We start from the raw sequence: 26,763 nt of genomic DNA on the forward strand, positions 1-26,763 counted from the left end.
ACACTTAGTGCACGACATTCACCACCGCGAGGGGAGGGGCCGTGAGCGAGGCTCATGTGGACGATGTCGGTCGTCCGGACGACCACATCCGTGCACATGCGAAGCGTGGTCGCCGGGACCCCGCCCGCAAGGACCGCATCCTCGCCGCGGCCGCCGAGCTCGTCGCCAAGCACGGCTACCACGCCGTCGGGATGGCCGACATCGGTGCGGCCGCGGGCATCGTCGGGTCCGGGATCTACCGGCACTTCGACTCCAAGGCAGCCCTGCTCTCGGCCCTCCTCGAGCGGCTCATGGACGAGATGACGCGGGCCGCGGCGGCCGCCGTCGCCGAGGCCACCGACGACCGCGACGCGCTCCATCGCCTGGTCAGCACCCACGTCCGGTTCGCGATCGAGGAGCGCCGGCTGCTGCAGGTGTACTACCGCGAGGCGCACCACCTGCCCGAGGAGGCGCTGCGCGGGCTGCGGCGCGCGCAGCGGCACTACATCGAGGAGTGGGTGATCGTGCTCGCGCCACAGCGTCGCGAGCTGTCCGACGCCGAGCTCCGCGTCGTCGTGCACGCTGCGCTCGGCACCACCCAGGCCGTGCTCTTCCACCACAGCGGCCTCGCGCCCGACCGGCTCGCCGAGCTGCTCGAGTCGATGGGCCGCCGCTGCCTGGGGCTCGACGACGGGCCCGAGTGAATCGTCGGTGACTCGGCCCTTGCGCCGACCACCCCGCCCTGGGAATGCTGCAGGTCACACCGCGCCCGGGCAGGGAGGCACCGCGTGGACCTCAGCACGACGACCTTCGACGTCACGAGTCTGCGCGGCCGCCGCGCCGTGCACCGGTGGGAGCGCACGTCCGTCGGTGACGTCTTCGAGCGGATGACCTGGAGCTACCCCGACCAGGTCGCGATCATCGGCCGGCCCGGCGCCTGGTCCGCCGACCGCTTCCGACGCGTCACCTACCGCGACGCCGACCGCATCGCCAACCAGGTCGCCCACGGCCTGCTCGCCCGCGGCCTCGAACCGGCCGCCCGCGTGCTGCTGTTCTGCGAGAATTCCGTCGAGGCCTGGCTCGCGAAGATCGGCATCGCCAAGGCCGGCCTGGTCGCGATGCCGCTCAACCCCAACCTCGCGCCCGACGTCGTCGAGCACCTTATCCGCCACGCCGAGCCGTCGTTCGCGATCGTCGACGCCGAGACCTGGCCGAAGGCCGCCGACGCCTTCGGCCGCGCCGGGCTGGCCCCCGCGGTCACCATCGAGATCGGCGGCGCGCCCGTCGGCGCGCCCGTCGACGGGACCGTGGGCTTCGCCGCCTTCGTCGATGCCCAGGACGACACCGAGCCCGACGTCGAGATCCACGGCGACGACATCTGGGAAATGCTGTTCACGTCCGGGACGACCGCCATGCCCAAGGGCGTGATGATCTCCCACTCGGCCAGCCACGTCGCCGCGATGAGCTTCGCGCTCTCGCTGACCCGCGGGACCGGGCTGGAGAACGAGCTCCGCGTCGGGACCTTCCTGCCGATGATCTACCACGTCGGCGAGCTGATCTTCGCGCTCGGCGCGTTCGTCTCCGGCGGCTCGCTGGTCATCGGCCGGCGTCCGGCGCCGGCCGACGTGGCGCTGATGGTCGCCGAGGAGCGGGTGACGGCGCTGTGGGCCGGGTCGCCGCAGTTCGTCGGGGCGGTGTCGAAGGAGGTCGACGCCCAAGGGCTCGACATCCGCTGCCTCGACGTCCTCGTCTACGGCTGGGGCGCGCTGCCGCCGGCGACCTACGAGCGGCTGCTCGAGCAGGCCGGCGACTCGCTCGTCGTGCTCGGCATCTTCGGCCAGACCGAGGCGATCACGTGCCACCGGTTCTGGCCGCGCCGCTGGTCGGAGACCTACCGGGCCACGGCCCCCGTCGTGAACTACGTGGGCCTCCCGAGCCCGCTGCTCGCGTCGGACGTGTTCGACGACGACGGCGTCTCGCTGCGCGACCGCCCCGGCGTCCCGGGTGAGGTCGTGTACCGCACCCCGACGGTCACCGCCGGCTACTACAAGGACGAGGCCGCGACCCGCGAGGCGTTCCGCACCGGCTGGTTCCACTCCGGCGACAGCGCCGCGTTCGACGAGGACGGCCTGCGCGTGGTGGTCGACCGCATCAAGGACATCGTCAAGACCGGCGGCGAGAACGTGTCCAGCCTGCGGGTGGAGGCCGCGCTGTACGAGCACCCGGGCGTCGCCCGGGCCGCCGTCATCGGCCTGCCACACGACCACTGGGGCGAGGCGGTGACGGCCGTCGTCGTGCCGTCATCCGAGGTCACCGCCGACGAGCTCATCGCCCACTGCCGCGAGCGGCTCGGCGGGTACGAGACGCCGAAGGCCGTCGTGTTCACCGACGGGCTTCCGGAGACCGTCGGCGGGAAGATCCTCAAGTACAAGCTGCGCGCGGCGTACGCGGACCTGTACGCGGTGAAGGCCTGAGGCCATGCGGATCGGGGTCAACGCCGGGCACTTCGTCGGGACGCCGCCGGCCGACTTCGCGGCGCGGGTCACGGCGCTCGACGACGCCGGGTTCGCGTCGCTGTGGTTCGCCGAGGCGTACGGGTCGGACGTGTTCACCCCGATGGCGTTCTCGGCGGCGCTGACCAAGCGGATCCGGCTCGGCGCGGCGGTCGCGCAGGTCCCGGCGCGGACCCCGACGGCGACCGCGATGGCGGCGATGACGCTGGACCACCTGTCCGGTGGGCGGGTGGTGCTGGGGCTCGGGGCGTCGGGGCCGCAGGTCTCGGAGGGCTGGCACGGGGTCTCCTACGCGCAGCCGTTGGCGCGGACGCGGGAGTACGTGACGGTCGTGCGGTCGGCGCTGGCCCGGGAGGAGCCGGTGGCGTTCGCGGGGGAGCACATCGCGCTGCCGTCGCCGGGGTCGGAGCTGGGGAAGCCGTTGCGGTCGTCGTTGCACCCGCTGCGGCCCGACCTGCCGGTGTACCTGGGGGCGGAGGGGCCGAACAACGTGGCGCTGGCCGCGGAGGTCGCCGACGGGTGGCAGGCGATGTTCTTCTCCCCGACGTTCGATTCGTTCTACCGCTCGGCGCTGGACGAGGGCTTCGCGCGGCGGCCGGGCGGGCGGCCGGCGGGGTTCGAGGTGGTGGCGAGCGTGCCGGTGGTGCTGTCGCCGGACGTGGACGCGGCGGCCGACCTGTTGCGACCGGAGCTCGCGCTCTACATCGGCGGGATGGGGGCGCGCGGCGCGAACTTCCACCACGACGTGTTCGTGCGGATGGGGTACGACGACGTCGCGGCGCGGGTGCAGGAGCTGTACCTGTCCGGCCGGAAGGACGAGGCCGCGGCGGCGATCCCGACGGAGCTGGTGGAGCAGGTCTCGCTGATCGGCCCGGTGGAGAAGGTGCGGCAGGAGCTCGACGTCTGGGACGGGACCGTCGTGGACGAGATCGCGATCCAGGGCCTTCCCGACGACGTCGAGGCGGTGGCGCGGCTGCTGTGACGGCCCAGGAGCGTGTGGCACCGCGAGCCGCCCCAAGGCACGTGATCACGGAACCCGCGCCCTCGTGGTCGTGCCGGTACTCCGGCGGCCGCGAGGGCGCCGTGGGTTCCGCGGGGACCTGCGCGCGCGCACACAGTCGGCTCCAGCGCGCTGACTGTTCGGCAGAGACCTGCGCGTGCCACACACCGGCCGCGGCGCGCCGGCCGGTCCTCGAGGACTCCGGCGCGAGCCGCGGGCGGTGCGTCCGCGGGCAAGATCAGGGAGTCGCTGCGTCTCCGGTGAAGACCCGGTCGACGTGCAAGGAACCTCTGGAGCTCCGTGGCGGCCGCCCGGCCCGACCGGCCGGGACCGCAGCGCACGAGCGTCGACGACACGGCGCCCGCGCCACGACCAGTGCCTCGGTACCGGGGCCGCGGTTGACGGTCGTACCGCCGGGTAGCCCCGGTCTACGACAAACCGTAGGAGGTGTTCGTCGTGGCCGATGTGTCCCGACTGCCGGTTCCCGTGGTGGCCCACTGGGACTGGCAACGCCACGCCGCATGCCGCGACATGGACCTCGAGACCTTCTTCCATCCCGAGGGCGAGCGGGACCCGGCCCGCAGCCGGCGCGTGGCCCGGGCGAGGGCGATCTGCGCCGGATGCCCGGTGCAGGCCGCCTGCCGGGGCTGGGCCCACCGCGTTGAGGAGCCCTACGGCATCTGGGGCGGCGAGAGCGAGGACGAGCGCCGCGCGGCCCTGCGCCGACGTCGGAGCCCCCGCACGGCCGCCTGACGGACCACGGAGCCCGACGAGTTCCACCAAACGGCACCCAGGCGCGTCGCCGGTTTCCTACCGTCCCCGATCGAGGGGGTGGTGGGCGTGCCGATGCCGGGCGACCCGGCGGCCGTCGAGGCCGGGGCGACGTCGCTGACGGCGATGGCCGAGCAGTTCACCGGCGCCGGCGAGGACATCCGGGCCGCCGGCGGCGCGATGGGTGGCGCGTGGACCGGTGACGCCGCCCAGGCGGCGACCGGCCAGATCACCGCGATCGGCGCGAGGGCGTCGATCGGTGCCGATGTCTCGCGGCTGGTCGGGCAGGCCGGTGCACCCCGTCGTCTGCTCGCGCTATGACCATTGTCATAGCGCCTCGCCGCCAGACCCTCCTGCACTATGACGCGCGTCATGGTTGCCCGGGAGGAGGCGCAGGTGTCCGACAACCCAGCTCGACGCATGTGGCAGCTGTTCGAGCCGCTGCACGCGGTCAGCTACTTCACCCCGGAGGCGCGTGCCGCGTCGGACGCCCTCGGCCTGCGCGGGTTCTGGATGGGCTACACGGCACAACGGATCGCGCCCCTGGGGCCGGTGGGCGCGGAGATCGCGACGGCGGCCTTCTTCGGATTCCACCTCTCGCGCATCGCCCGTGCTCTCCCGGACGCCTGGCGGTTCACGACGCCGACGGACGCTCTGCAGGCCCGCCTGGCCGGAGTGGACGCGGCCCTGCGGCGACTGTGGGGCGAGGAGGTGCTGAGCTCGCCGGAGCTGGTCGAGGCGGCCGGGCTCGCGTGGCGGGCCGCGGCCGGCGCCGACTGCGCGGGACGCGTCCTCGCGGCCGCCAACCAGGCCCTGCCCCGTCCCGAACCTGCCCACCTGGCCCTGTGGCAGGCCTCCACCACGTTGCGGGAGCATCGCGGCGAGGGGCACGTCGCCGTGCTGGTCGCCCGCAGGCTCACCCCCGTCCAGGCCCATCTGATCAAGGCGGCGGCTGGGGAGGCCGAGCCGGACGTCCTCCAGGAGGGCCGCCGGTTCGACGACGCTGCCTGGCAGCAGGGAATCGCCGAGCTCCAGCAGGCGGGACTCCTCGACGCCGACCGTCGCCTCACCGCCGCGGGTCGTGATCTCCACGCCGACATCGAGTGCGCCACCGACGCGGCCGCGTCCTCGCCGTGGCGGCACCTCGGCGACGCCACGGACACCCTGGCCACTCTGCTGGCGCCGCTCACGGCGAGCCTGGTGGCGACGACGTTTCCGGTCCCGAACGCGATCGGCCTCCTCCTGGACGCGTCGTGACGCCCGTCGGCTTCCTCGGCCTGGGCCTGATGGGCCAGCCGATGGCACTCAACCTCGCCCGCGCGGGCCTCCCGCTGGTGGTGTGGAACCGGACCGCGGCGCGGACGGAGCCGCTGCGCGCGCTGGGTGCGACGGTGGCCGCAACGCCGGCCCAGGTGTTCGACCAGGCGCCGGTCGTGCTCCTGATGCTCGCCGACGCGAGCGCCGTCGACACCGTGCTCGAGCGCGGCACACCGGCGTTCGGCCGGCTCGTGGCGGGCCACACCCTGGTGCACCTGGGGACGACGTCGCCGACCTACTCGCGCGGACTGGCCGACGACCTCGCCGCCGTCGGAGCGGCCTACGTCGAAGCGCCCGTCTCCGGCTCGCGCGTCCCGGCCGAGCAGGGGCAGCTCGTCGCCATGCTCGCCGGCCACGACGAGACCGTGTCCAGCGTCCGTCCCCTGCTGGCACCGATGTGCGCGCAGACCGTCGTCTGCGGCGCGGTGCTGGGCGCGCTGCTGACCAAGCTCGCGATCAACCACTTCCTCATCACGACGGTGACCGGCCTGGTCGAGTCGTTCACGTTCGCCCGCCGGCACGGCCTCGACCTCGACGCGTTCCGCCAGGTCGTCGAAGGAGGCCAACTCGCGAGTCCCGTCGCCCACGTGAAGATCGCCAAGCTGCTGGCCGGCGACCTCAGCGCGCAGGCCGCGGCGCGCGACGTCCTCACCAACAACGAGCTGGTCGCCGACGCCGCGCGGGCCGCGGGACTCGCCACGCCGGTGCTCGACGCCTGCCACGCCCTGTTCGCCGAGACGGTCGCCGCGGGTCACGGGGCCGAGGACATGATCGCCGTCCTGCACTCCCTCGACGCCAGGTCCGGATCGAGGTGAGGCTGTTCGACGCTGCGTGTGCCGGTACGGCCGCGGTCGTCGTCGGTCAGGAGGCGCTGAGCAGCAGGTCGATCTCGGTGGCGACCGCGTCGAGGGGCTCCATGTCGTGGCGCGCCCGCGACATGATCAAGGCGCCCTCCACCGCGCTGATCACCAGCAGGGCGACCCGCGACGCCCGGGCCTGCTCCATGCCGCCCCGCGCGAGGGCGCGCTCGAGCGGCCCGGTCCAGCGTCGGAAGGCGTTCGCCGTGGCGAGCGCGACGGCGTCGCTGGCCGACCCGGCGTCGACGACGGCCGCGGCGATCGAGCACCCGGCCCGGTAGTCGGTCATCCTCAGGAGCTTGCGAAAGCGGTCGAAGAGTTCGGCGACGACCTGACGCGGCGGGGGAGCCGGGTCCGCCTCCAGGCTCGCCTCCAACGGCTCCGCCGCCTTGCCGGCGATCCATTCGACGGCCTCGACGACCAGCTGCTCCTTCCCACCGGGGAAGTGGTGCTGGAGCGACCCTCGGGGGGCCTGCGCGTGCTCGACGATCTGCCGCATCCCGGTCGCGTCGACTCCGCGTTCGCGGAACAGCAGCGCAGCGCTCCGGACGGTGCGCTCGCGGGAGTCTCGGGTGGTCATGGTGCAGCCAGCCTAGGCCCTGCGTATGACGCCGGGCATACCAGGACCCGAGCGCTATGACGAGCGTCATATTCACTCAGCACTCAAGAGTCCGTACAACCAGGAACCATGACAGCTGTCATAGCGCCCGGGGTCGGCGAGCCGGCCGTTCCACCGGCGTTCGTGATCACTCCCGCGACCCGGGCGACGGTCGACGAGCTCGTCCGCACCTGCTCGCCCGAGTCGCTGCGCCGACGGTTCCTCCGGCCGGCACCGCTCGACCCCGAAGCGGTCCTCGAGCGCTACCGGCGGTATCTCCTCGTCGGGCCGCCGGCCGGTGCGGCCGCCGTCGCGCTCGCCGGATCCACTCCGGTGGGGTTGCTCAACCTCGTCGTGGAGCGCGACGGAGAGGTCGAGGCCAGCCTCCTCGTGGCCGATGCGTGGCAGCACCGGCACGTCGCCACCAGCCTGCTCACCGTCGAGCTCGGCCGGCCGCGCTGGGTCGGCTGGACGGTGTCGGCCACCGTGGAGCCGGGCAACCTTCCCGTCCGGCAGCTCCTGGCTCGGCAGCGGCTCGGCCCGTGTCGACTGGTGGGTCGTGACCCCTCGGCCTGGGACTACGCCATCCACCTCGGCGAGCCGACGGCGTCCTCGGGGTGACGAGGGCCCCCGCCACCGTCGCACGAGGGATCAGACCAGCCACGCCTCGAGGTCCGGGTGGGCGGCGAGGCGTTCCCCGCTCGCGAGGGCCTCGGCGTACACGGCCTCGCCGAGCTGCTCCCTCACGGTCGCCAGGCGCTCCACAGTTCCGGGGTGGCGCGGCCACGACCGACCGAGACGGGTGTGCATCGCCCGCGCGGCGCCGTAGCAGCGGGCGGCCTCGAGGGGCTCGCCGGCGTTGAGGTGGTGCCCGGCGCGCTGCTCGAGGGTGTCGCCGTGGTCGCGGGCACCCGAGTGGCGCTGGATGCGCAGGATCTCGCTCGACCACCGCAATCCGGCGGCCGGGTCGCCCTCGAGGAGCGCGGCCACGGCGTGGGTCAGGGCCACGAAGAGCGCGACGAGGTCGTTGCCGACCCCCGCGTTGTCCTCGCCGACGACGACCGCCGCCTCCCGAGCCGCGGCGGGCCCGTCCAGGAACAGGCCGGTCGCCGCCTGCACGGCCCGCGCGACGAGCACGACGTGGGAGTCGGAGCCCAGCGTGCGGGCGGCCTCGGCGAGGCGGCGGGCCAGCGCGTAGTCGTCGCCGACCCACGCGCCGGCGGCGGCGCCGACGAGGACCTCGGCGGCGTCGGGTCGCCGATCGGGCGGGCAGGAGGTCAGCGCTTCGAGGCCGGCCACGAGGCCGGGCCACGCGGCGGTCATGTCCTGGTGGAGCGCGAGCCAGGTGCTGTGGGTGGTGGCGGCGCAGACGGCGTCGAACGGGTCGACCCCGCCGTCGACCCCGCCGGAACGGGCGACCGCCGTCGCGCGGGGCAGCCAGATCGCCGCGTCCGCGCTGCGCTCGCGCTGGTACCAGTAGGTGGCGAGGCGACCGACGGCCCGGAGGCCCTCCGCGCTCGCCCCGGGCACGACGCCCCCAGACTCCGGGAGGGCGTCGGCGAGGACCGCGGCGACGGTGCTCCAGTGCCGGTCGAGCCAGTCGTAGAACCGGGCCTGACCCGGGCGGCCGAGGCGGGGCCCGGCGGCGATCGCGTCGAACACCCACCGGTCGCGGGCGTTCCGGACCTGGCGCTCCTCGCCGGGGTCGCGGCGCAGGGCGTCGTCGGCATGCGCGCGCAGTGGCGTGAGCTGGTGGAAGCGCGTCGGCTCCCCGGCGCTCGTCGGGGGCGTCGTCGTGAGCAGGGACCGGCGAACGAGGCCCGCGAGCAGGTCGGGGACCCGGTCGCCGCTCAGTGGCGGGAGCCCGCAGACGGCGGTGGCGGCCTCGCGGGTGAAGCGCCCGGGGAGGACGGCGAGCCGGCGGTGGACGATGCGTTCGTCGGGGGTGGCGAGACGGTGGTTGTCCTCGATCGCTGCGCGCAGGCTCGCGTGGCGCGGGTCCGCGCGGGCCGGGTCGGCGAGGGCGATCGGGTGCGCGGCCAGCATCTCCGCGATCTCGGGGAGGGAGTACACGCGGGCGCGGGCGGCGGCGAGCTCGAGCGCGAGGGGGAGCCCGCCGGTGAGCCGGCACGTCTCGGCGACCGCACGGCGGTCGTCGTCGGGAAGCGCCGTGGGGTCGGGGGCCAGGGTGAGGCGGGCGAGGAACAGCGCGACCGCGGGGCTCGCCGCCAGCTCGAGGACCTCCGCTGTCTCGGGAACGGCGAGGGGCGCGACCTCCCGGACGTGCTCCCCCTCGACGTCGAGCAGCTCCCGGCCGGTCGTGAGCACCGTGAGCGAGGGGTCGCGCTCGAGGAGCTCGTCGACGAGCCCGGCGACCGCCGACCTCAGGTGCTCGCCGTTGTCGAGGACGACGAGGGTGGGGCGTCCCCGGGCGACCGCGGCCAGGGCGTCGACCGCGCCGGTGCCGGGGACGACCTCCACCCCGACCGCGCCGGCGACGTGGCCCGCGAGCTGCGCGGGCTCGCTGATCGTCGCGAGGTCGACGAACCACACAGTGAACCGGTCCGCGACCTCCTCGGCGACGGCGACGGCGAGCCGGCTCTTCCCCGACCCGACGGGACCGGTCAGGGTCACGACGGCACCGGGCGCGAGCAGCTTCGCGGTGGCGAGCCGGTCCTCGTCCCGCCCGACGAGGACGGGCCGTCGCCGGGCGAGGCGGAGCGGCGGGGCGGTGGGCCGGGCGTCGAGGGTCGGGTCGTGGTCGAGGACCCGGCGGTGGAGCGCCACGAGCGCGGGGCCGGGGTCGACCCCGAGCTCGGAGCCGAGGAGGCGCCGGGCGTCGTCGAACGCCTCGAGGGCGGCGGCCTGGCGCCCGGCGCGGTAGAGCCCGAGCATCCGCTGTTCCCACAGCCGCTCCCGGAACGGGTGGGCGTCGAGCAGCGGCCGGAGGTCGCTGACGGCCCGTTCGGGCTGGCCGAGCCCGAGCAGGGCCTCGATGCGGTGCTGCTGGAGATCGACGTGGAGCTCCGCGAGCCGCGCCCGAGCGGGTTCCCAGCCCTCCCAGCTCGAGAGGCCGTCGTAGGGCCGGCCGCGCCAGGCACCGAGGGCGCGGTCGCTGGTCTCCAGCGCACGCCCGGCGTCGTCGTCGGCGAGTGCGTCCGTGACGGTGGCGGTGGCGGCGGCGAAAGCGCGGGAGTCGACGTCGTGGTCGTCGACCGCGAGGCGGTAGCCGCGGTCCTCGCTCAGGAGCACCGCGGACGGGGCGCGGGGGGCGCGGTCGGGTTCGAGGACGCGCCGTAGCCGCCACAGCAGCGAGTCCAGCGAGGCGAGGGCGCGAGACGGGGGCTGCGGCCCCCAGACCGCCTCGACGATCGTCGACGGGGGCACGGCCTCGCCGAGGCGCACGAGGAGCACCCCGACGACGGCCTCGAGGCGGGTCCCGCCCACCGGGCGCGGCAGACCGTCCTGCTCGATCCACAGGGGTCCGAGGTCCCGGAACCGCATGTGTGGAGCGTAGGTGCCTCGTCCACCCACGCCGGGTGCTCGTCGTCGTGTGAGACCGGTGTGAGTGAGGGTGGCGACCCTGGTCCGGCACCCGCCCGGCGACCCGAAGGACCCTCCCATGTCCACTGCCACCGCGACACCCGCCGCCCCTCCCTTCAGCACCGGCGACGACGCCTTCGACGCCCAGCTCCAGCGGTCCCTGACGGCGGCCATGCGTAGCTGTGCCGACCTCGGCGAGGTGCGGTCGGTCGCGACTCGGATCCAGCCCCGCGACTTCGACTCGTGGGCCCGGGAATGGCGGGCGCTCGCCGACGCGGTCGTCGCCGACGGCGACGAGAGCCTGGGTCGCGACGACGCCGTCAGCGCGCGCCGCTGCTACCTCCGGGCCGTCGAGTACTACCGCCAGGCGTTCTTCTTCGAGCGCGACGACCTCACCCGTGCCGAGCTGCACGCCGACTACCGCGCCCACGTCGCCGCGTTCCGCGCCGCCATGCCGCTGCTGACGACGCCGTGCACGCCGATGGAGCTCGAGCGCGACGGCGTCGCGGCCTCCGGCTACCTGCTGCGGCCGGCGGCGGACGACACGCCCCGGCCCACCGTCATCGCCCCCGCCGGCTACGACTCCACCGCCGAGGGCGGCTACGCCGAGGAGGCCGTGAGCGCGCTCGAGTACGGGATGAACTGCCTCGTCGTCGAGGGACCGGGGCAGGGCGGGGTGCTGTACGACCGCGGCCAGACGTTGCGCCCGGACTTCGAGACGGTGCTGCGTCCGGTGCTCGACTGGGTCGTCACGCAGCCCGGCATCGACCCCGCCGCGCTCGTGCTGTTCGGCCGCAGCTTCGCGGGCTACCTGGCCCCGCGCGGGGCGGCAGGGGAGTCGCGGATCGCGGCGCTGGTCGCCGACCCCGCCCAGTACGACTTCGGCGCCGCCCTGCACGCGCGCCTCGGCGACGTGATGTGGCGGCGTGTCGAGCAGCGCGACCCCACCCTGGACGCCGACCTGGCGGGGATGCTCGCCGACCCCCAGCAGCGCAACGACTACCAGTGCCGCATGGCCACCCACGGCGTCACGACGCTGAGCGACTACTTCTGGGCGCTGAGCCAGTTCTCCCTCGAGGGGCTCGCGGGGCGCATCACCTGCCCGACCCTCGCGCTCGAGGCGGAGGGCGACTTCGCCGGGACCGGTCAGCTCGACGTGTTCGCGAAGGCCGTCGGTGGCCCGGTCACGACCCACCACTTCACCGCCGCGGAGGGCGCCGGCGGGCACTGCGAGGGGCTCGGCCAGCAACGTCTCGACCGCGTCGTGTACGGCTGGCTGGCCACCGTGCTCCCGACTGGACGGTGAACGCCTACGACTCCGAGCCGTGGCGTGACTTCGCCGTCGGCACGGCCGGGGCCTCCGCCGCGCTCGTCGGGCTGCTGTTCGTGGCCATCTCGATCAACCTGCAGGCCATCATCAAGCTGCCGCACATCCCGAACCGGGCCGGCCACGCGCTCGTCGTCCTGGCCACGCCCGTCTTCCTGTCGGTCGTCCTGCTCGTCCCGCAGGGCGCCGTCCCGCTGGGCACCGAGTTGATCGTGTTGGCGGTCGTCGCGGGCCCGTTGCTCGGCTGGCTCGCCGCGCCGAGGCGCCGCTCGCGGGAAACGCCGGTGGTGGCGTGGGCGCTGTTGGTGGTCGGGCCGGCGGTGGCGTTGGCGCTCGGCCCGCTGCTGGCCGGGATCGGGGTGCTGACGACATCGATCGGCGGGCTCTACTGGGTCCCCGTCGCGATGGTGATTGCGCTGCTCGGCGGCCTCTGCAACGCGTGGGTCCTCATGATCGAGATCATCCGGTGAGTCGCGGTGGCAGTCGGCCTGCTCGAGCATGACGTCGGTGAACGAGCCGTAGGGGCTGCTCGGCGACGAGCCGCAGCCCCGACGCCGTCCCGAGCCCGCCGATCCAGCCGTCGAAGCGTTCTCCCTGAGTCATCACCAGGGAGTGTCGGACCTCGGGTCCATGCTCCGCGTGTTCGACAGGGAGGGGCGACGGTCAGTCCGCGCGAGTCCTCGCGACGATTCCGCCGGTGCCGAGCTCGAGCTCGGTGGTGCGGGGGTCGACGCGGCTCACCTGCTGGTCGATCTGTTCGATGATCCGCTGCAACGCAGCTTCGCGATCCTCGGCCCTCCGCATCTGGTCGCGAAGCACCGCGGATGATATGCGCAGTCGGAGTGGCGCGGCAAAGGCGTGTCCGTCGATGTGGTACAAGGTGAGGACGTCGTTCCCGATACCGATCTCGAGTTCTCCGCGGTCGGCGTAGTACTGGATGAGCCGCTCGTAGTACTCGTTCAGCTCGATGTACTCCTGGACCTCGGGCGGAAACGGGGTCCGGGTCCCGTCGGGCCGGACGGAGTCGACCCCGCCGCGGCCCAGCCTCAGCTCGGTCTCTCCAGGCCGGGCGGTTGCGACGGCTTCGTCGAGGTGGACGAGGAACAAGCCCCACGCGGCGTCGGTCGGGTCGGCGTCGGGTCGGAGGTACTGCGCGTCGGCACCCATCTCCCGCAACCGGTTACCGAACTCCGGAGCCGTGAGGTGGAGGCGAAGCGGCTGGTCGAGCCGCCGGTGGTCGTACTCCTCGATGATGACGATCCCGGGCTCGGTGTCCTCGACGATCGAGCCCTGTGCCGCGAGGTAGCCGAGGAGCTGGTCGTACATCTCCTGGTCGGTGGGCTCCACGAGGCTCCTACTTCGGGTCGCGGGTGGGGAAGCTCGTGATGATCCTGCCGTCTCGGGAGGCGACGGCCACGATCGGCCAGAAGGTCGTGCGGACGTTGCCCTGCTGGTCCTTGATCTGCAGCGGTGCCTTGTAGGTCCAGGTGTCGTTCTTGGCGTTGTAGGCCGGGTAGCCAGGCTGCGGGGTGGTCAAGGTCTGTCGGATCGCGAAGTCGGCGAGGTCTCTCCAGTTGCCGCCCGTGTATGCGGCAAGAGCCTCCCAGTCGCGGCCGTGTCCGTTCGCGATGTGCCGACGGCGCTGGCCGTGCAGTTCGCTCAAGCACATGATGGTGCGGACCGACGACGGTGCAATACGCGACCCGTTCGTCGACATCTCATCGTTCATGGTGTGCGTCGACCGCACCGTGAGCTACGGCTTCCCTGGGCGTGGTACGGGTCCGGGAAACACTCGACTCGTCTACCCGTACATCGGAACAGCTCGTAGCGCTTCGGTCGTGGTCGACGATTCTGGTGAGATCGTCACCATCTACACCGATCCGGCAGACGACTGGGCGACCTGTGCACGATGGGCACCATGACCCGACGACATCCCGCTCTCGCTCACGTCTACCAGCTCCAGGACGAGGAGCGGCAGCGTCGGGCAACGCGTCCGGACCTCTCGCTGCGCCACGCGGTCGTCGATCTCGTGTCGGGCTGTGCGACTCAGTACTACGCCGACCATGCCTTGAGCGAGGACCTGCAGCGGCTGGATCGAGCGCACTCCCTTCTAGGCGCCGAAGACCAGCATCACTCGGGGAGCCGGTTCGAGGCCCTCAGCCTGGACACGGTCGACCAACTGCTGGCGGCGGCGAGGCCGCGGCGCGGGGAATTGGACGACCTGGACGCCTACGACGAGTTGCGCGGTCTCGTGATCAGCGTGCCCACACGCGTGATCCTGGGCCGGGAGGACGACGAGGCGCCAGCCGACCTCCTGTGCTGGAACGAGGCAAGTTGCCTGCTCGAAGACGTCACCGGGCCGTACCGATGTGCGTCGGCGGTCTCGGGGCTCGCCTTCCTTGGCGCCGCGGACCGCTACCACTTCATCGATCCACTGGTCGACCTGAAGCGACGCTATGAGGCCGATCCGCAGGCGCGACCCGAGCTCGATGACGAGATCAGAAACGTATCGGCGACTTTCGTGGAATGGTTCGGCAGGCTGCACGGTCTCGTATGACGGCTCAGGGATCGTAACGACGTGTCGACGGCCGCGCACTGCTCGTCCTTCCGTCTGCCGATCCCTGAAGGACTTGTCGTCGGCGCCCCGACGGCGGCTGCACGTGATCCGAGGGGATGTCCGTGTTGAGCCACGCGGAGGCCGATGAGTACATGGCGACCGCTGTTGCCACGGCTGTCGGGGGCGTGTCCGAGACTTTGGCGCGGCGCGTCGGCAGCTTGATCGGACACGACGTGTGGTCCGACGAGCACGGCCATTGGCTGCGTGGCGCGGCACGCTCGAGGCCTACCCCGACACGGAGATCCGGTACGCGAGGGTCATCCTCGGTCCTACCGACCCGGACATGGGAGCGGAAGGCGAGGCCACGATCTTCAGCTCCGCGTTCGAGGAGGGTCTCGACACCCGCCTCCACCGGACCGTGCTTGTGGACGGCGTCATCACGCTGTGATGGTCAGGTCGTGCGGCGACCGCGTCGGCCCGCCGATCGTCGACGAAGAGCGCTCGGCGGGGAGCGAGGACGGGCCTCGGGACCTGGGCGAGGCAGGCCAGTGCCTGCCCCGCCTCGGCCGAGGCCTGTTGCCAGCGGGCGTTCTACACCTCGTGGAGCAGTTCCAGCGGCGAACGCCCGGCCGAGCGAACTCGTTGACGAGGTGGCGTGCCTGGGTCGTCGTCGAACCACCGATCAACGCCTGCAGCGCCGGGAGCGCGCACCCCAGCCGCTCAGGCTAGGCGAGCACGACGTAGTCAACGGCTGACCTTGGCCACATCCGCCGACAGCGAGGTCCCCTCCGCGCCGCGCAGACCGCCCGCCCCGTCAGCGTCGTGCCGCCCACCGGTGAGAGTCTGTGCCCCAACCATCGACGCTTGGGGGAGTGGGATGGGTTTCGGCGTGAGCGTGAAGATCATGCCCGGGGTCAGGATCAGGGCCTCGTCACGGGGCCTGCGCGCGAGTGTCGGTCCGCGCATCGCGCGCGTCCACGTCGGTGGTGGTCGCTCGAGCGTCTCGAGTGGGATCGGCCCCTTCACGGTCTCGTCCGGTGGTGGCGGTCGCCGCAGGACCCGCTCCGGCGCCCGTCGTCAGAGTGTCCCGTCGCTCGCTCAGCTCGAACGGCAGGCGAGAGTCGCCGCCCGCGACGAGGAGATCGCCCGGCTGGAGGCCATCGAGCGCGACCTGACCTCGGTCCACCATGATCAGTTCGAGCCGGCCGCAGCCCCTGTTGCTCCACCGCCCGAGCCGGTCGACGAGCGCGCGATTCGACGCCGATGTGAGCAGCAGGAGGTGCGAGGCCTGTCGTTCCTGGCCCGACGTGAGCGCCGAGCGGCGCGAGAACGGGCAGACGTCACAGCCCAGCGAGAGATCGAGCGCGAGACTGCTGCCCGTGCGACGGCCCGCGCCCAAGCACAGAGGAGCCTCGACGTCGGATGGCAGGCGCTCGTGTCGCACGACCCTGGCGCCGTGCACGCTGCCCTCGAAGAAGCGTTCGAGGACAACCAATCACCGGCAACCTGCATCGACGTCGACCACGACGGCCGTCGACGCTTCGCGACGGTGGTGATCGTGTTCGGCGACGTCGAACAGGTCCCTGAGAAGGAACCCGCAACGACCCCGACCGGTCGGCCGACGATCAAGAAGCGCACCAAGACCGCTCGCAACCAGCTCTATGTAAAGGCGATGGGCTCCGCAGTGCTTGCGACGGTCAAGGAGGGATTCGCGGTGGCTCCGAGCGTCGACGAGTTCCGCGTGGTGGTGGTCGCGCACGGTCAAGGGCGGGCCGAGGCCGTGTTCACGGGCAGCTTCGAGAGGCGGGCCACGGAGCGCCTGCGCTGGGAGCAACTCGATCCTGAACAGACGGTCATGGCAGCGCCGGGCGCGACGATGCGACGGCAGGGTCAAGCGCTCAACGTCGCACCCCTCGACCTCGCCGAGGACCCGGATCTCCTGGCCATCATGAGCGAGGTCGCCCCGGCTCTCGGTTGTCCTCCTCCTGCCCGTCCGCGTGCCCCTCGTGGCGGGAGTGCGGGCCGACACCGTCGACCGGTCGACTAGGCACCTGAGTTCCGAGCGTCGGCTCTTCTTCACTCGCGTACGTGCATGGAGCCGTTCTCGCGGAGCTCGATGTCCGTCGCACCAGCATCGATCTTCGCCGTGAGCTCCGAGACCAGCACCGCCCACTCAGCGTCCGGCGCGCCATCGCGTCGCAGGCGAGCGGTCGTCGCGCGGTACGGGAGACGAACGCGTACGGGGCGTGCCAGCAGCCGACCGTCTCGCTCCCGGAGGACGAGGGTGTGGGCTTCCCACTCGACCTCCACACGCCCGCTCTCGGTGAAGTGCTCGATCAGCCGGTCGTATCGCTGCTGGTCCTCGCGGTTCTCCTCCTGCTCCGGCGTGATGGGGGCTCGAGTCATGTCGGCGCGCAGGGACGCGATGCCGGTCGTCGTCGGCAGGAGTTCGGTCTCGTTCGGCCTCGCGGTCTTAATCGCCTCGTCGAGGTGGACGAGGAACAACCGCCACGCTGCTTCGAGGGGCTCGACGTCGGGAAACGCCCCGGCCGAATCGGCGGCCGCATCACGCAGAACCCGACCGAACGAGTCTGGGGTGATGCGGAGGCGCATCGGCCAGGGGAGCCGACGTCCCCCGACGGCGGTCAGAACGACCCCGTCCGTGGTCTCGGTCCCTGCCCCGTCCGCTCCGATGGCGTCCATCAGTCGGGCGTAGAGGACCCGATCCTCCGCGGCGTTCACGTCCGTCACCTCGGATCGCGGGTGTAGAAGCCGGTCAGGACCTTGCCATCTTGGGCGGCGACGCCGACCACGACCCAGTATGTCGCGCGGACCTGGCCCTCCTGATCTTTGATCTGGAGGGGCGACTTGTAGGTCCACGTGTTCCTGTCCGGGGCGAACTGCGGGTAGCCGGGCTGCGGCACGGTGAGGGTCTGCGTGATGGCGAAGTCCGCGAGGCTCTGCCACGGGCCTCCGGTCAGCACAGCCAGGTCGGCCCACTCCTGGCCGTGCTTCCCGGCGATGTGTCGATAGCCGAACCTGTCGTTCCCACACTGGAGTACGGCGAAGGTGCGCGTCGGTCCTCCGACCGGCGGTAGTACCGGATAGGTCTTGGCTGGCTTCCTCTCCGGGTCGGTGCGTCCGCACGCCGCCCAGGGCGGTGCGCCTGTTTGTGCCTCGGCGGTAGTCGCTCCCAGCAGGCCGACGAGCACAACGAACGCGACGAGGAGAGCGCGACAGGGGACGGTCATGATCAGCTCCCGTGACGGCGACAGGGCCCTTCGCGGGCTTGGACCGTCGGCGGAGTCGATCGGTTCCAGAATCCTCAGGACCTCCGAAGAAGCGGTTCGGGCAGGCGGAGATCCGGCTGCTGCCCCCGCGTGACAGGCTGCGGTCGTGCCTGGGGGAGTGGACGAGGGGCTGTACGAGTCGCTGCACACCGCGAGCCTGGAGCGACGGCTCCGGTCACTCCCCGCCGGCGCGGCGAGGTTCGACTCCATCGACGCCGCAGCCGCTCCCGAGGTCCTCGCCCGCCACGTCGCCGAGGTCGTCCGCCGCGCGGTCAGCGGTCAGAGCGACGAGACCCGTCGTCAGGAACTCGTCAACGGCGTGGTGGGGCTGCTCGAGGCCGGTGATGACGACGCGGTCGTCAAGCTCGAGCAGCTCCTCGCGATCTCCGTCGCGCCGGGCGTCCACCGGGTCGTTCGTCCCGCAACACCGCTGTCCGAGACCGCGCTCCTGACCAACACCCCCGACGAGCCCTCCCTCGGCGCCGAGCTGCGCGCCGAGATGGCCTCGGCCGACCGCGTCGACCTGCTCTGCGCGTTCGTCAAATGGCACGGGATGCGCCTGCTGTCCGACGAGCTCGCCGAGCTCCACCGACGTGGCACGCCCTTCCGAGTCATCACCACGACGTACCTCGGCGGCACAGAGCGCCGCGCCCTCGACGAGCTCGTCCGCCGCTACGGCGCCGAGGTCCGCATCCGCTACGAAGGCGACGCCACCCGCTTGCACGCGAAGGCCTGGCTCTTCCGCCGCAACTCGGGCTTCGACACCGGCTACGTCGGCAGCTCCAACCTCTCCAAGGCCGCGCTCGTCGACGGCCTGGAGTGGAACGTCCGCATCTCCTCGGTCGCGACCCCGGCCCTCGTCCGCAAGTTCGAAGCCACCTTCGACACGTACTGGAACAACCCGGAGTTCCGCCCCTACGACCCCGACCGCGACGCCCAGCTCCTCGACCGCGCCCTCGGTGCCCAGGCCGGCGGGAACACGAGCGTCCTCGAGCTGTCTGGCCTCGAGGTCCGCCCGCGCCCTCACCAGGAACGCATCCTCGAAGCCCTCGACGCCGAGCGGGCCCACGGCCACCACCGCAACCTCGTCGTCGCCGCAACCGGCACCGGGAAGACCGTCGTCGCCGCCCTCGACTATCGCCGCATCGGTGGCGCCGAGAAGTCCCTGCTGTTCGTCGCGCACCGAAAGGAACTGCTCGAACAAGCCCGTCGTACCTACCGCGAGGTCCTCGGCGACGGCACGTTCGGCGAACTGCTCGTCGCCGGCCAGTACCCATCGAGCTGGCGCCACGTCTTCGCGTCCGTGCAGTCGCTGCGCAACGCGGATCTAGCGGCCTTCGACGTTGTCGTCATCGACGAGTTCCACCACGCCGAGGCGCCGTCGTACCGTCACCTCCTCGGCCGCCTCCAGGCGACTGAGCTCCTCGGCCTCACCGCGACCTCCGACCGCGCGGACGGGGTCGACGTGCGCGCCTTCTTCGACAACCGCGTCGCCGTCGAGATCGGCCTGGGCGAAGCGCTCGAGCAGGACCTGCTCTGCCCGTTTCACTACTTCGGCGTCGCCGACAACACCGACCTCACCGCCATCGAGTGGAAGCGCGGCTCCTACGACGCGAACGCCCTCGACCGCCTCTACACCGGCAACGACGCCCGAACCCGCATCGTCCTCAACGCCCTGACCGACCGGATCAGCGACGTCACGACGATGCGCGCGCTCGGCTTCTGTGTCTCGGTCGCGCACGCGACCTACATGGCGGAGAAGTTCACGACGGCGGGTATCCCGGCTCGTGCCGTCACGGGCGAGTCGTCGGCGGCCGACCGCGCCAGTGCCGCCGCCGACCTGCGCGACCGCCGCGTCGTGTGCCTCTTCACCGTCGACCTCTACAACGAGGGCGTCGACCTGCCCTTCGTCGATACCGTGCTCTTCCTGCGCCCGACGCAGAGCGCGACGATCTTCCTGCAGCAGCTCGGCCGCGGATTGCGTCGGGCTCCGGACAAGGCCGTCCTGACGGTGCTCGACTTCATCGGTCAGCATCGCCGCGAGTTCCGCTTCGACGTCCGCTACCGGGCGCTGACCGGTTCGAGCCGGTCCGGACTCGTCCGGGATATCGAGCAGGGCTTCCCGTACTTGCCCTCGGGGTGTCGGCTGATCCTGGACCGCGTGGCGCAGGAGGTCGTGCTCGCCAACGTCAAACAAGGACTACGCGGAGGCCGGAAGGCGCTGGTCGAGGATGTGAAGGCGCACGGCGACCTCCCGCTCGTCAGCTACCTCGCGGAGAGCGGGCACGAGCTGGCCGACATCTACAGCCGCGCCGGCGAGAGCTGGACCGCTCTGCGTCGCGACGCGGGCTTCCCGACGGCAGGTGCGGGGCCCCGAGAAGCCGAGCTCCTGAAGAGGGCGAGCAGCCTGATCCACGTCGACGACGTCGAGCGGGCGTCGCTCTACATGCGCCTGATGCTGCCGGGAGGGCCGCGGCTCGTGGACTTGTCAGCCGACGACCGCGTGATGGCGCACATGCTCGTCTACACGATCTGGCCCGACCTCGGTGGACACTCCTCGATCGACGACGCCCTCGACACCCTGCGCGCCCACCCGGCGTTCCTCGCCGAGGCGATGACGTTGATGAGGTTGGGCGCCGACGAGGCACGCGTGGTGCCGGGCGACCTCGGCATCCCAGGCGTTGCGCTGCGCTCCCACTGCACTTACCGGCGGGACGAGATTCTCGCGGGCATCGGCTGGGCGGACGGTGTGCGCAAGACTCGAGGTCAGGCGGCTGGTGTCGTGTACTGCGAGGCGACCAACGTCGACGCGCTCCTAGTGACGCTGCACAAGGAGGAGAAGGAGTTCGCGCCGTCTACCCGGTACCGCGACTACCCGATCTCTGCGGACCTCTTTCACTGGGAGTCGCAGAACTCGACCACCCAGGACTCGAAGGTCGGCCGCCGCTACCTGGACGGCACGAGCCACGTGGTGCTGTTCGCTCGGGCGGCTCGTGACGACGAGTTCGGGGGAGGCGCGCCGTTCGTCTGCCTTGGCACTGCGACCGCCGTCGAGCATCACGGTGAGCGGCCAATCTCGATCACCTGGCGTCTCGACCGATCGATGCCGCAACGCGTGATGCAGGTGGGTGCCCTCGACGCCGCGTAGGAGTGTATGGGGCACTCCAAGCTGGATGCCGCGATACGGGGCTTATAGCGGCATCGGCGTAGTCGTAAGCCTAACGCGAAGACCAAGGCCATGAGCCACCGGGCAGCCCTTGACGGCCTTGGTCGCGGACGACCGCCGGAGCCACCGCCACGTCCGAGTTCGACCCGGGCCCAAGAAAGATCAATTCGAATCCCGCCATGACCTCACTCCGATGGCGCTGCATGCCCTAACGCGTCTATCGGAGGACACCCTCGCGGCGAGCCTACTACCGCCTGATACTGCGACCTATGGTGGCAGTTTCAGGGCTATCCCTTTAGCTCTCGCTGATCGCGGACGCGGGTTTCCCGACGGCGCGCGAAGTATGCACTCAAGAACCGCTCCACGGATACGCCGAGGAACCCAGTGGTAAGCCCGAAGGCAACCGTTGCCCAGAGCACGAAGTTCTGGTCTTTCACCTCGTCGGTGATGTCGACGTAGCTGACCACAAACGCGGGAGGTAGGTCTTGAGGTAGACGATTGGCACTCCAAAGCGCTTGGCCAAGTGCGACGGGCTCACTGTTCGCGTAGTCAATTCGGATCACGGGGCGTGCGGGAGCTACATCCACGGTTGTGGCGACCTCTCCAAAGCGAGAAGGGCATGAGGCGACGGTACGGGCGACGTCGTTCCCGGGGTCGAACGGAGACGCGTGGGGGTTGTCGACGCCAGGTAGGACTGCGGTCGTCCGTGCGTTGTCGCGACGGATGGCGTTGCGCTGTAGAGCAGCCTTAACGATCACTCAAGTGACCGGAATAGGTCCAGCGATGACCTGCACGACTTGCTGGTTGTTGACGCTGCGAATCATCACGTGAGCGATCGCATTCGCTGGCACAACTTGCTCGACTTTAAGGGTGTTCGGCTGAATGTAGGCACCGTTGCTAAGCGTATATAGAGGACGACGGTGCCGGTCACGCCAGGGCGGTCCGGGAAACCGGGAACTTCGCTGTTCAGTGAGACAACGTCACTATCCTCCGTGCCGGTCCGCTCGCGGTTTGCGGCGTAGATGATGTAGCTATTGCGCATTGACGAGGCCGGATAGTAGATCGTTATTCTTCCTGCGTCTGCCACCGGCGAGGGCTCGGGGTTTCCCGGAGCACCGAGGTGATAAAGGAAGCCTCCGATCAGAAGAACCAGCACGGACGCTGCCAGAAACACCCACCCGGTAACCACTGCCCCTCGCTCGGTCTTTGTCGAGGTCGTAATTCGAGTGGGCTCCGAGCTCGTCACAAAAGCTCCTATCGAGGAGTGATAGGCCTGGGTCGCTCACGCAACCTGGCGCCGGCCAGATTGCGCTCAGCACCCGAATGTCGCGTTCTAGAGGTACCGCGTTAGCCGATGTCACCCCCGAACGGCCGTATGACGGGCGCACTGATACTTGAAGCACCCCGCTACGAGGTCGACAACTGGCGATGGAGATTCGTCCGCTTAGTACTTCATTAGAGCCTGAAGGGAGCCGGAAATCTACTATGGCCGCGGAACCGTCGTCATAGGAGGACACGCGTCGACGCAGAGCAGTCGCTTGACTTTCGATCACTACTCCACCTCACGGGGCGTTGGAGGCTCCCGCGGCATGTAGGCGACGATTACCGAAGGTCAACGCCCTCCCTCATTGTCGAGATAACTGGGCTTAGCGCGGCATCGCGGTCAAGTTCGATCTCCCCGGCGATGGCGGGACCCTCTGCCCGGCCGCCTCCGGTGGGAGGCGCAGCCCAGAACGCACCGACCGAGCGGCGGCACCTGAGCGGGACGTGGGCCATGCGCTCCGAGCGCCTTCCGGTCCTGGGCCGGACGACAGTCCGTGCTCACGCCGAACCGCGGCGACGGCGCCGCGGGAGGCGGTAGTGGCACGGTGTCCACGCAGCTGGTCCCGAAACTCACCGAGACGACAACGCGCCGGCACGACCTCCAGCACTGCCCTCGGCTCCCGGACGCGATCGTGACTTCGACGAGCACACCTTCTCGCAGCCGCAGATGTCAACCCTCTTCTGTATGAGCGAGAGCAGCGTCTAAATCGTCGAGGAGCGATAGGTAGTCCTTGAGCGACTCTTCCATATTGGACACGGCGGAGGAGATCCGTAGTGCGGTTCGCATGCTCACGCGGTCCCTGTTCCCACGCACGCTAACGTTGTAGTTGGACTCTGCCTCCCGCACCGGCCCGGGTGGCAAGTGCGTTAAGCGTGGCAGTATAGAAAGCTCCCGCCCTGTCGCAATAGGCCCGATAGCGCTAATGCTTCGGTTAAGGCGGTACTGAAGATCCTCAGGCATTGGCTCGAGGCCAGCGAGTCGAGCTTGCGGCAGTGCGCTAGTGGCGACGAATGTCCAGCGAACCTGAACCATGGCCCAATCGTCCCGGGTTGTGAAGTCAGATAAACGAAGCTCGGTCAGCTCGTCGCGGATTGCATCCAGCATGCCTTGCACGTGGCGAACGTGCGATGGAACTTCGCTTACCACGGCGTCATCGAGCAAGTCCCCAGAAGCTTCGATAGAATTCATCTGGGATAGTCCGAGGTCTAGAATCTCAATATGCTCCACGCAGCGCTCTATGGAGAATCGATCGCCATCGACGACCGTCACCACGGCGGACTTTAGGTCTCTCAAACTTGTGCGGATAGTCTGCTGCAACCTCATCTTGTGTTCGGCGTCCTCGCGAACCCCAAGGAGGCGCTGCAGGATGAAGAACGCGACGGGAACGCCAAAACATGCTGCGGTTAACCCTGAGGCCAGATTGACGATGAACCCTTTCGGGTCCCACCAGCCGTCAGGCAGACCACCGAACACCCCCAGGCCAACCAGCACCAGGACAATCCCAAGCACCGGCAGCAGGCGGAGCACCCACGTGAGAAGACGTGACACGGCTGTAAGTCTGCCACCGGCCCGTTGCGGCTAGGCAAGTAGTCCGTGGCGTGGACTCCAAGCCGCCCCGGGCCCTAGAGCCCTAGGCCAGCGCGGCTCCGCGCTAGTCCGGATGAAGGGAAACTAGGTCTAGCACCGATATTCTCCTGGTCGAGCGTGAGACTCGAGAGGGAAGGGGAATGTCGGTCGAATCGCAAGAGGTCGCCGGTTTCCGGATAGTGGACCACGAGCCGGTCTATCTGTACCGGCTTCGTGACCTAGTCTGTTCGGAGAAGCACGATGGGTGATCCTGAGCTGAAGTTCTACTAGATGTCGATTAGGAATCGGCAAGCGTGGTTGGAGTAAGAGTTTGCCCGTACCGCTAAGCCGGAGAACAGTCCCGGGGTGAAACGGCGGGCGATCGGTTTCCCGATGGGCCCCACCAAAGCTCAGCGGTGGTCCACGCGTGAGGGTGCTGTGAGTTGCTAGAGGTCACTAGCTAGCTAGGACTGGTGTCCGAGTGAAGCTTTGGCTGACTGGTTCTGCTGCGCTTCTTCTAATATCGGCTCCCAGCCTTCGGGGTCGGACAGCCAGGGGGCGTCGGGTTCTCCTCGCCCGGTCGCTGCTTGATTTTCGATGAACTCGGTAAACCACTTCATGTGAACAATGAGCGCTGGGGTTCGATCGTCCTCGATACTGGGGGGTCCTCGTCCCTAAGCTTACGAGTAAGGTTTGAGATGGCCGTGGGCGCTCTTTTTGATTGACCCATAGACGTCCAGTCGGATCGCGGGTCTCTAACCTCAACTTCGCGAGAGAATCGAGCATCTCCTGACGACTAGCCTCGTTCGGAACCCTTACTCGATGGAAGGGCGAGAGGATTTTCACTCGCACATACGAGTCGTCGTGCTCCTTCTGTCGGGCAGCCTGAACTTGATTGCGCTCTGTTCTGCGCCAAAGCACAACTGTGACGACCGAGCTTAGTGATATTAGCGCGGAGAAGATGGAGATAATGGTAGCCCCATCCTGTGTTCCGACGACGTGCATCATATCCACGGTTCCCCCTCTGTGTCCGCGAGAACCAAGGTAGGGGGCTGCGACCGAGCCTGTCACGCTGGGCACTTGGCTTCGGCCGTCTCCTTGACTCTCAAGCCCCTTCGGCCGTCCCCAGGGTGCGCGCTACGGCGCTGGGCCATCCGACCCAATCCCACATTGGTGTTCAACTATGTCTGGGTGTGCACACCGTGTACACCTCAGTGCGACGCGATCTACGCCGGAGAAGCACTAAGCGACCCTCCTCGTCCTGCTAAGGCCCTTAAAGCCCACTACCAAGATGTTCAGCGAGCAAGCGTGAGCCGACGACGCCGCAGAGCGGTGAAAGCGACCGGGTCGAGCAGCGACGAGCGACGCCTTAGGCGCTCATCGAGGTGCGGGTCGAGTGGACCACGACGAAGCGGGTCGCGGTCTTCGACCCGTCGTCGGTCGTGGTCGAATGGAAGCGCCCCTAGGAAGGCAGATACGTCGCGGTGTCGTCGCCCCGGGCGAGCTCCCGGGCGCACAGCTCGCCATAGGTCGTTACCTGCCACTGGGTCGCGCGGGACGACAGGCCGGGGCCCTGGGCACTCGTGATGACGCCCGCTCCCTCGAGTCGTGCCAGGACCGCGTCCAGTACGGGCGCAAGATCGGGAAGCTCCTCGTCGAGGACATTCGGAGTCCCCTCGTTCTTCGGGTACCGGGTGCGCTGCCAGCTCTTGTTGGGCCGCTCGGCCATATAGACCATCGCCCGGAGGTCGGCCCGATCGAAGCTCGCTAGGGTCGCGAAGACGCGAGCTGTCTGGTCGACCACCGCGTCCTCCTCGGCGAGGACACCCATCGCCGCGAGCCGCCCGAAGGAGCGGACCCGATATTCGTCGGCCTCGCGGGCCGCCGCGTTGAAGGCGTTGACGAACAGGTCCAGCCGACGTTCGTCGTCCTGGTCCAGCGCACGCGCGAAGAGCTCGTGAGGCTTCCAGCCGCCGGACTCCTCCTCGGCCGCGGTGAAGGCGTGGAGGAGGCGCTCCTGGCGGCGGAGGAGCAATCGCCGGCCCCCTTCGAGGATGGTCTCCTTCGCCATCTCGCCGACGGAGCCGCCGGTCATCGCCGCCACCATCGGGTCCGCGCCCTGGACGAGGAGGAAGCCCTCGACCGCCTTCCCTGTCAGGCCGTTGATGCCCGCGGCGAAGTAGCGGAGGAGCGCCGGGACCTCGTCCTCGTCCTCCTCGTTCACGGCCCGTCCGGGCGAGCGGGGATCGGGAGGCCGCGGTCACGAAGGCGCTGAAGGGCTTCGTGAGCGGCTGTCTCGATTGACTGACCGGCGGTCACGTAGCGGATTGCGTTGACCACGGTCGCGTGAAGGCCGGCGTATTCCTCAGCTGAGGAGTCGTACCTGGGGGAAGTCATGCCGATCACGGTGCCATAAACGTACGACAGCCCGCTGCCGCCCGCATCTTGCCTGCTCAGCGGCCACGGATGGGATCCTGAAACTGGCTCCCTGGTGGCGGTCGGTCGGGGTGTCGCGGCCGGCAGCCGGGCCGTGGCCGTGCCGACCCGCACGGCGCCCTTCGTCACCCCTGGGCCGGAGGGCCGGCGGAAGGCGCTCCCCCACGGCAGGCCCCGGCGGCGAGGGAGTCGGCGCGTCAGCGTCCGCGTAGTCCCCGACACCTCCCGACTCCCGGGAGAGATAAAGAAGGCCCTCTCGAAGGTCGAGGCCAGGGCGAAGATCAGAGTCAAGACTGGCCAAGCATCGGCAGGACGGGCGCGAGGCCGGCCAGCATGCCCACGAAGGCCCTGCGAGAGCCCGGGCGGCGCGGGCGAGGGCCGTCAGGGCCTGCCTTGGCCGAGGGCAGGTCGTCGCGCTCGCTGGCGGGAGCTCTCCGGGCCGCACAGGGGGCACTGAGCGGCCCGGAGACGCGCCGAAGGCCCCCGTCGGTGGATGATCGGGTAGGGGCCTTCGGAGGC

At 70.2% G+C, this 26,763-nt stretch carries 21 protein-coding genes; 13 read left to right on the forward strand and 8 right to left on the reverse strand.

Annotated elements, in window-relative coordinates; genetic code table 11:
- Positions 1-41: 41 nt before the first annotated feature.
- The 7 genes from HH311_RS33590 to HH311_RS25815 all read left to right on the forward strand — a co-directional run bounded on the left by HH311_RS33590 (position 42) and on the right by HH311_RS25815 (position 6,395).
- Positions 42-683, forward strand: coding sequence for a TetR/AcrR family transcriptional regulator (locus HH311_RS33590; RefSeq protein ID WP_312030409.1), 642 nt, complete (start codon positions 42-44; stop codon positions 681-683).
- An 84-nt stretch (positions 684-767) separates the two neighbouring features.
- Positions 768-2,453 (forward strand): AMP-binding protein, encoded by a 1,686-nt coding sequence (locus tag HH311_RS25790; RefSeq protein WP_169186576.1) that lies wholly within the window; start codon positions 768-770, stop codon positions 2,451-2,453.
- Positions 2,454-2,457: 4 nt separating this feature from the next.
- Positions 2,458-3,474: an LLM class F420-dependent oxidoreductase gene (locus HH311_RS25795; protein WP_169186577.1), complete on the forward strand. Its 1,017-nt coding sequence runs from the start codon at positions 2,458-2,460 to the stop codon at positions 3,472-3,474.
- A 474-nt stretch (positions 3,475-3,948) separates the two neighbouring features.
- Complete coding sequence (locus HH311_RS25800; RefSeq protein WP_169186578.1) at positions 3,949-4,245, forward strand: WhiB family transcriptional regulator; 297 nt, start codon at positions 3,949-3,951, stop codon at positions 4,243-4,245.
- Between the two features lie 87 nt (positions 4,246-4,332).
- Positions 4,333-4,584 (forward strand): hypothetical protein, encoded by a 252-nt coding sequence (locus tag HH311_RS25805; RefSeq protein ID WP_169186579.1) that lies wholly within the window; start codon positions 4,333-4,335, stop codon positions 4,582-4,584.
- Positions 4,585-4,635: 51 nt separating this feature from the next.
- Positions 4,636-5,520, forward strand: a complete 885-nt coding sequence (locus tag HH311_RS25810; RefSeq protein WP_211190807.1) for an SCO6745 family protein — start codon at positions 4,636-4,638, stop codon at positions 5,518-5,520.
- Positions 5,517-6,395 carry an NAD(P)-dependent oxidoreductase gene (locus HH311_RS25815; protein WP_169186580.1) on the forward strand — a complete coding sequence of 293 codons (879 nt, stop codon included), beginning with the start codon at positions 5,517-5,519 and terminating at the stop codon, positions 6,393-6,395. The genes HH311_RS25810 and HH311_RS25815 overlap by 4 nt, the downstream gene beginning before the upstream one ends.
- Positions 6,396-6,441: 46 nt before the next feature.
- Here the strand turns inward: HH311_RS25815 and HH311_RS25820 are convergent, their stop codons facing one another.
- Complete coding sequence (locus tag HH311_RS25820) at positions 6,442-7,017, reverse strand: TetR/AcrR family transcriptional regulator (RefSeq protein WP_169186581.1); 576 nt, start codon at positions 7,015-7,017, stop codon at positions 6,442-6,444.
- A gap of 108 nt (positions 7,018-7,125) precedes the next feature.
- On the opposite strand from HH311_RS25820, the gene HH311_RS25825 reads away from it, so the two are divergent.
- On the forward strand, positions 7,126-7,656 hold the full coding sequence (locus HH311_RS25825; protein ID WP_169186582.1) for an N-acetyltransferase: 531 nt from the start codon (positions 7,126-7,128) through the stop codon (positions 7,654-7,656).
- Positions 7,657-7,686: 30 nt separating this feature from the next.
- Here the strand turns inward: HH311_RS25825 and HH311_RS25830 are convergent, their stop codons facing one another.
- Positions 7,687-10,539, reverse strand: a complete 2,853-nt coding sequence (locus HH311_RS25830; RefSeq protein WP_169186583.1) for an AfsR/SARP family transcriptional regulator — start codon at positions 10,537-10,539, stop codon at positions 7,687-7,689.
- 118 nt (positions 10,540-10,657) lie between these two features.
- Here HH311_RS25830 and HH311_RS25835 point away from each other — a divergent pair, with 118 nt between their 5' ends.
- Positions 10,658-11,884, forward strand: a complete 1,227-nt coding sequence (locus tag HH311_RS25835; protein ID WP_169186584.1) for a S9 family peptidase — start codon at positions 10,658-10,660, stop codon at positions 11,882-11,884.
- Positions 11,881-12,375 (forward strand): hypothetical protein, encoded by a 495-nt coding sequence (locus HH311_RS25840; protein ID WP_169186585.1) that lies wholly within the window; start codon positions 11,881-11,883, stop codon positions 12,373-12,375. Before HH311_RS25835 ends, HH311_RS25840 begins: the two co-directional genes overlap by 4 nt.
- Before the next feature lie 193 nt (positions 12,376-12,568).
- Here HH311_RS25840 and HH311_RS25845 read toward each other — a convergent pair whose 3' ends face one another.
- Both HH311_RS25845 and HH311_RS25850 read right to left on the reverse strand, forming a co-directional pair.
- Positions 12,569-13,252, reverse strand: a complete 684-nt coding sequence (locus HH311_RS25845; protein ID WP_169186586.1) for a hypothetical protein — start codon at positions 13,250-13,252, stop codon at positions 12,569-12,571.
- A 7-nt stretch (positions 13,253-13,259) separates the two neighbouring features.
- Positions 13,260-13,568, reverse strand: a complete 309-nt coding sequence (locus HH311_RS25850) for a hypothetical protein (RefSeq protein ID WP_169186587.1) — start codon at positions 13,566-13,568, stop codon at positions 13,260-13,262.
- A 246-nt stretch (positions 13,569-13,814) separates the two neighbouring features.
- Here HH311_RS25850 and HH311_RS25855 point away from each other — a divergent pair, with 246 nt between their 5' ends.
- A complete protein-coding gene (locus HH311_RS25855; RefSeq protein ID WP_169186588.1) occupies positions 13,815-14,462 on the forward strand; it encodes a hypothetical protein in 648 nt (215 codons plus the stop codon).
- A gap of 877 nt (positions 14,463-15,339) precedes the next feature.
- On the forward strand, positions 15,340-16,509 hold the full coding sequence (locus HH311_RS25860) for a DUF4236 domain-containing protein (protein WP_169186589.1): 1,170 nt from the start codon (positions 15,340-15,342) through the stop codon (positions 16,507-16,509).
- A 29-nt stretch (positions 16,510-16,538) separates the two neighbouring features.
- Here the strand turns inward: HH311_RS25860 and HH311_RS25865 are convergent, their stop codons facing one another.
- Both HH311_RS25865 and HH311_RS25870 read right to left on the reverse strand, forming a co-directional pair.
- A complete protein-coding gene (locus HH311_RS25865) occupies positions 16,539-17,204 on the reverse strand; it encodes a hypothetical protein (protein ID WP_169186590.1) in 666 nt (221 codons plus the stop codon).
- A gap of 5 nt (positions 17,205-17,209) precedes the next feature.
- A complete protein-coding gene (locus HH311_RS25870; RefSeq protein ID WP_169186591.1) occupies positions 17,210-17,713 on the reverse strand; it encodes a hypothetical protein in 504 nt (167 codons plus the stop codon).
- Positions 17,714-17,858: 145 nt separating this feature from the next.
- Between HH311_RS25870 and HH311_RS25875 the strand changes: the two genes are divergently transcribed.
- Positions 17,859-20,900, forward strand: coding sequence for a DUF3427 domain-containing protein (locus tag HH311_RS25875; protein ID WP_169186592.1), 3,042 nt, complete (start codon positions 17,859-17,861; stop codon positions 20,898-20,900).
- A 2,011-nt stretch (positions 20,901-22,911) separates the two neighbouring features.
- Here the strand turns inward: HH311_RS25875 and HH311_RS25880 are convergent.
- Together HH311_RS25880 and HH311_RS25885 are read right to left on the reverse strand one after the other, a co-directional pair.
- On the reverse strand, positions 22,912-23,769 hold the full coding sequence (locus HH311_RS25880) for a hypothetical protein (protein ID WP_169186593.1): 858 nt from the start codon (positions 23,767-23,769) through the stop codon (positions 22,912-22,914).
- Positions 23,770-25,270: 1,501 nt separating this feature from the next.
- Positions 25,271-26,032 (reverse strand): hypothetical protein, encoded by a 762-nt coding sequence (locus HH311_RS25885; protein WP_169186594.1) that lies wholly within the window; start codon positions 26,030-26,032, stop codon positions 25,271-25,273.
- Between the last annotated feature and the right edge of the window lie 731 nt (positions 26,033-26,763).

The organism is Actinomycetospora sp. TBRC 11914, assembly GCF_012933465.1.
Classification (GTDB): Bacteria; Actinomycetota; Actinomycetes; order Mycobacteriales; family Pseudonocardiaceae; genus Actinomycetospora.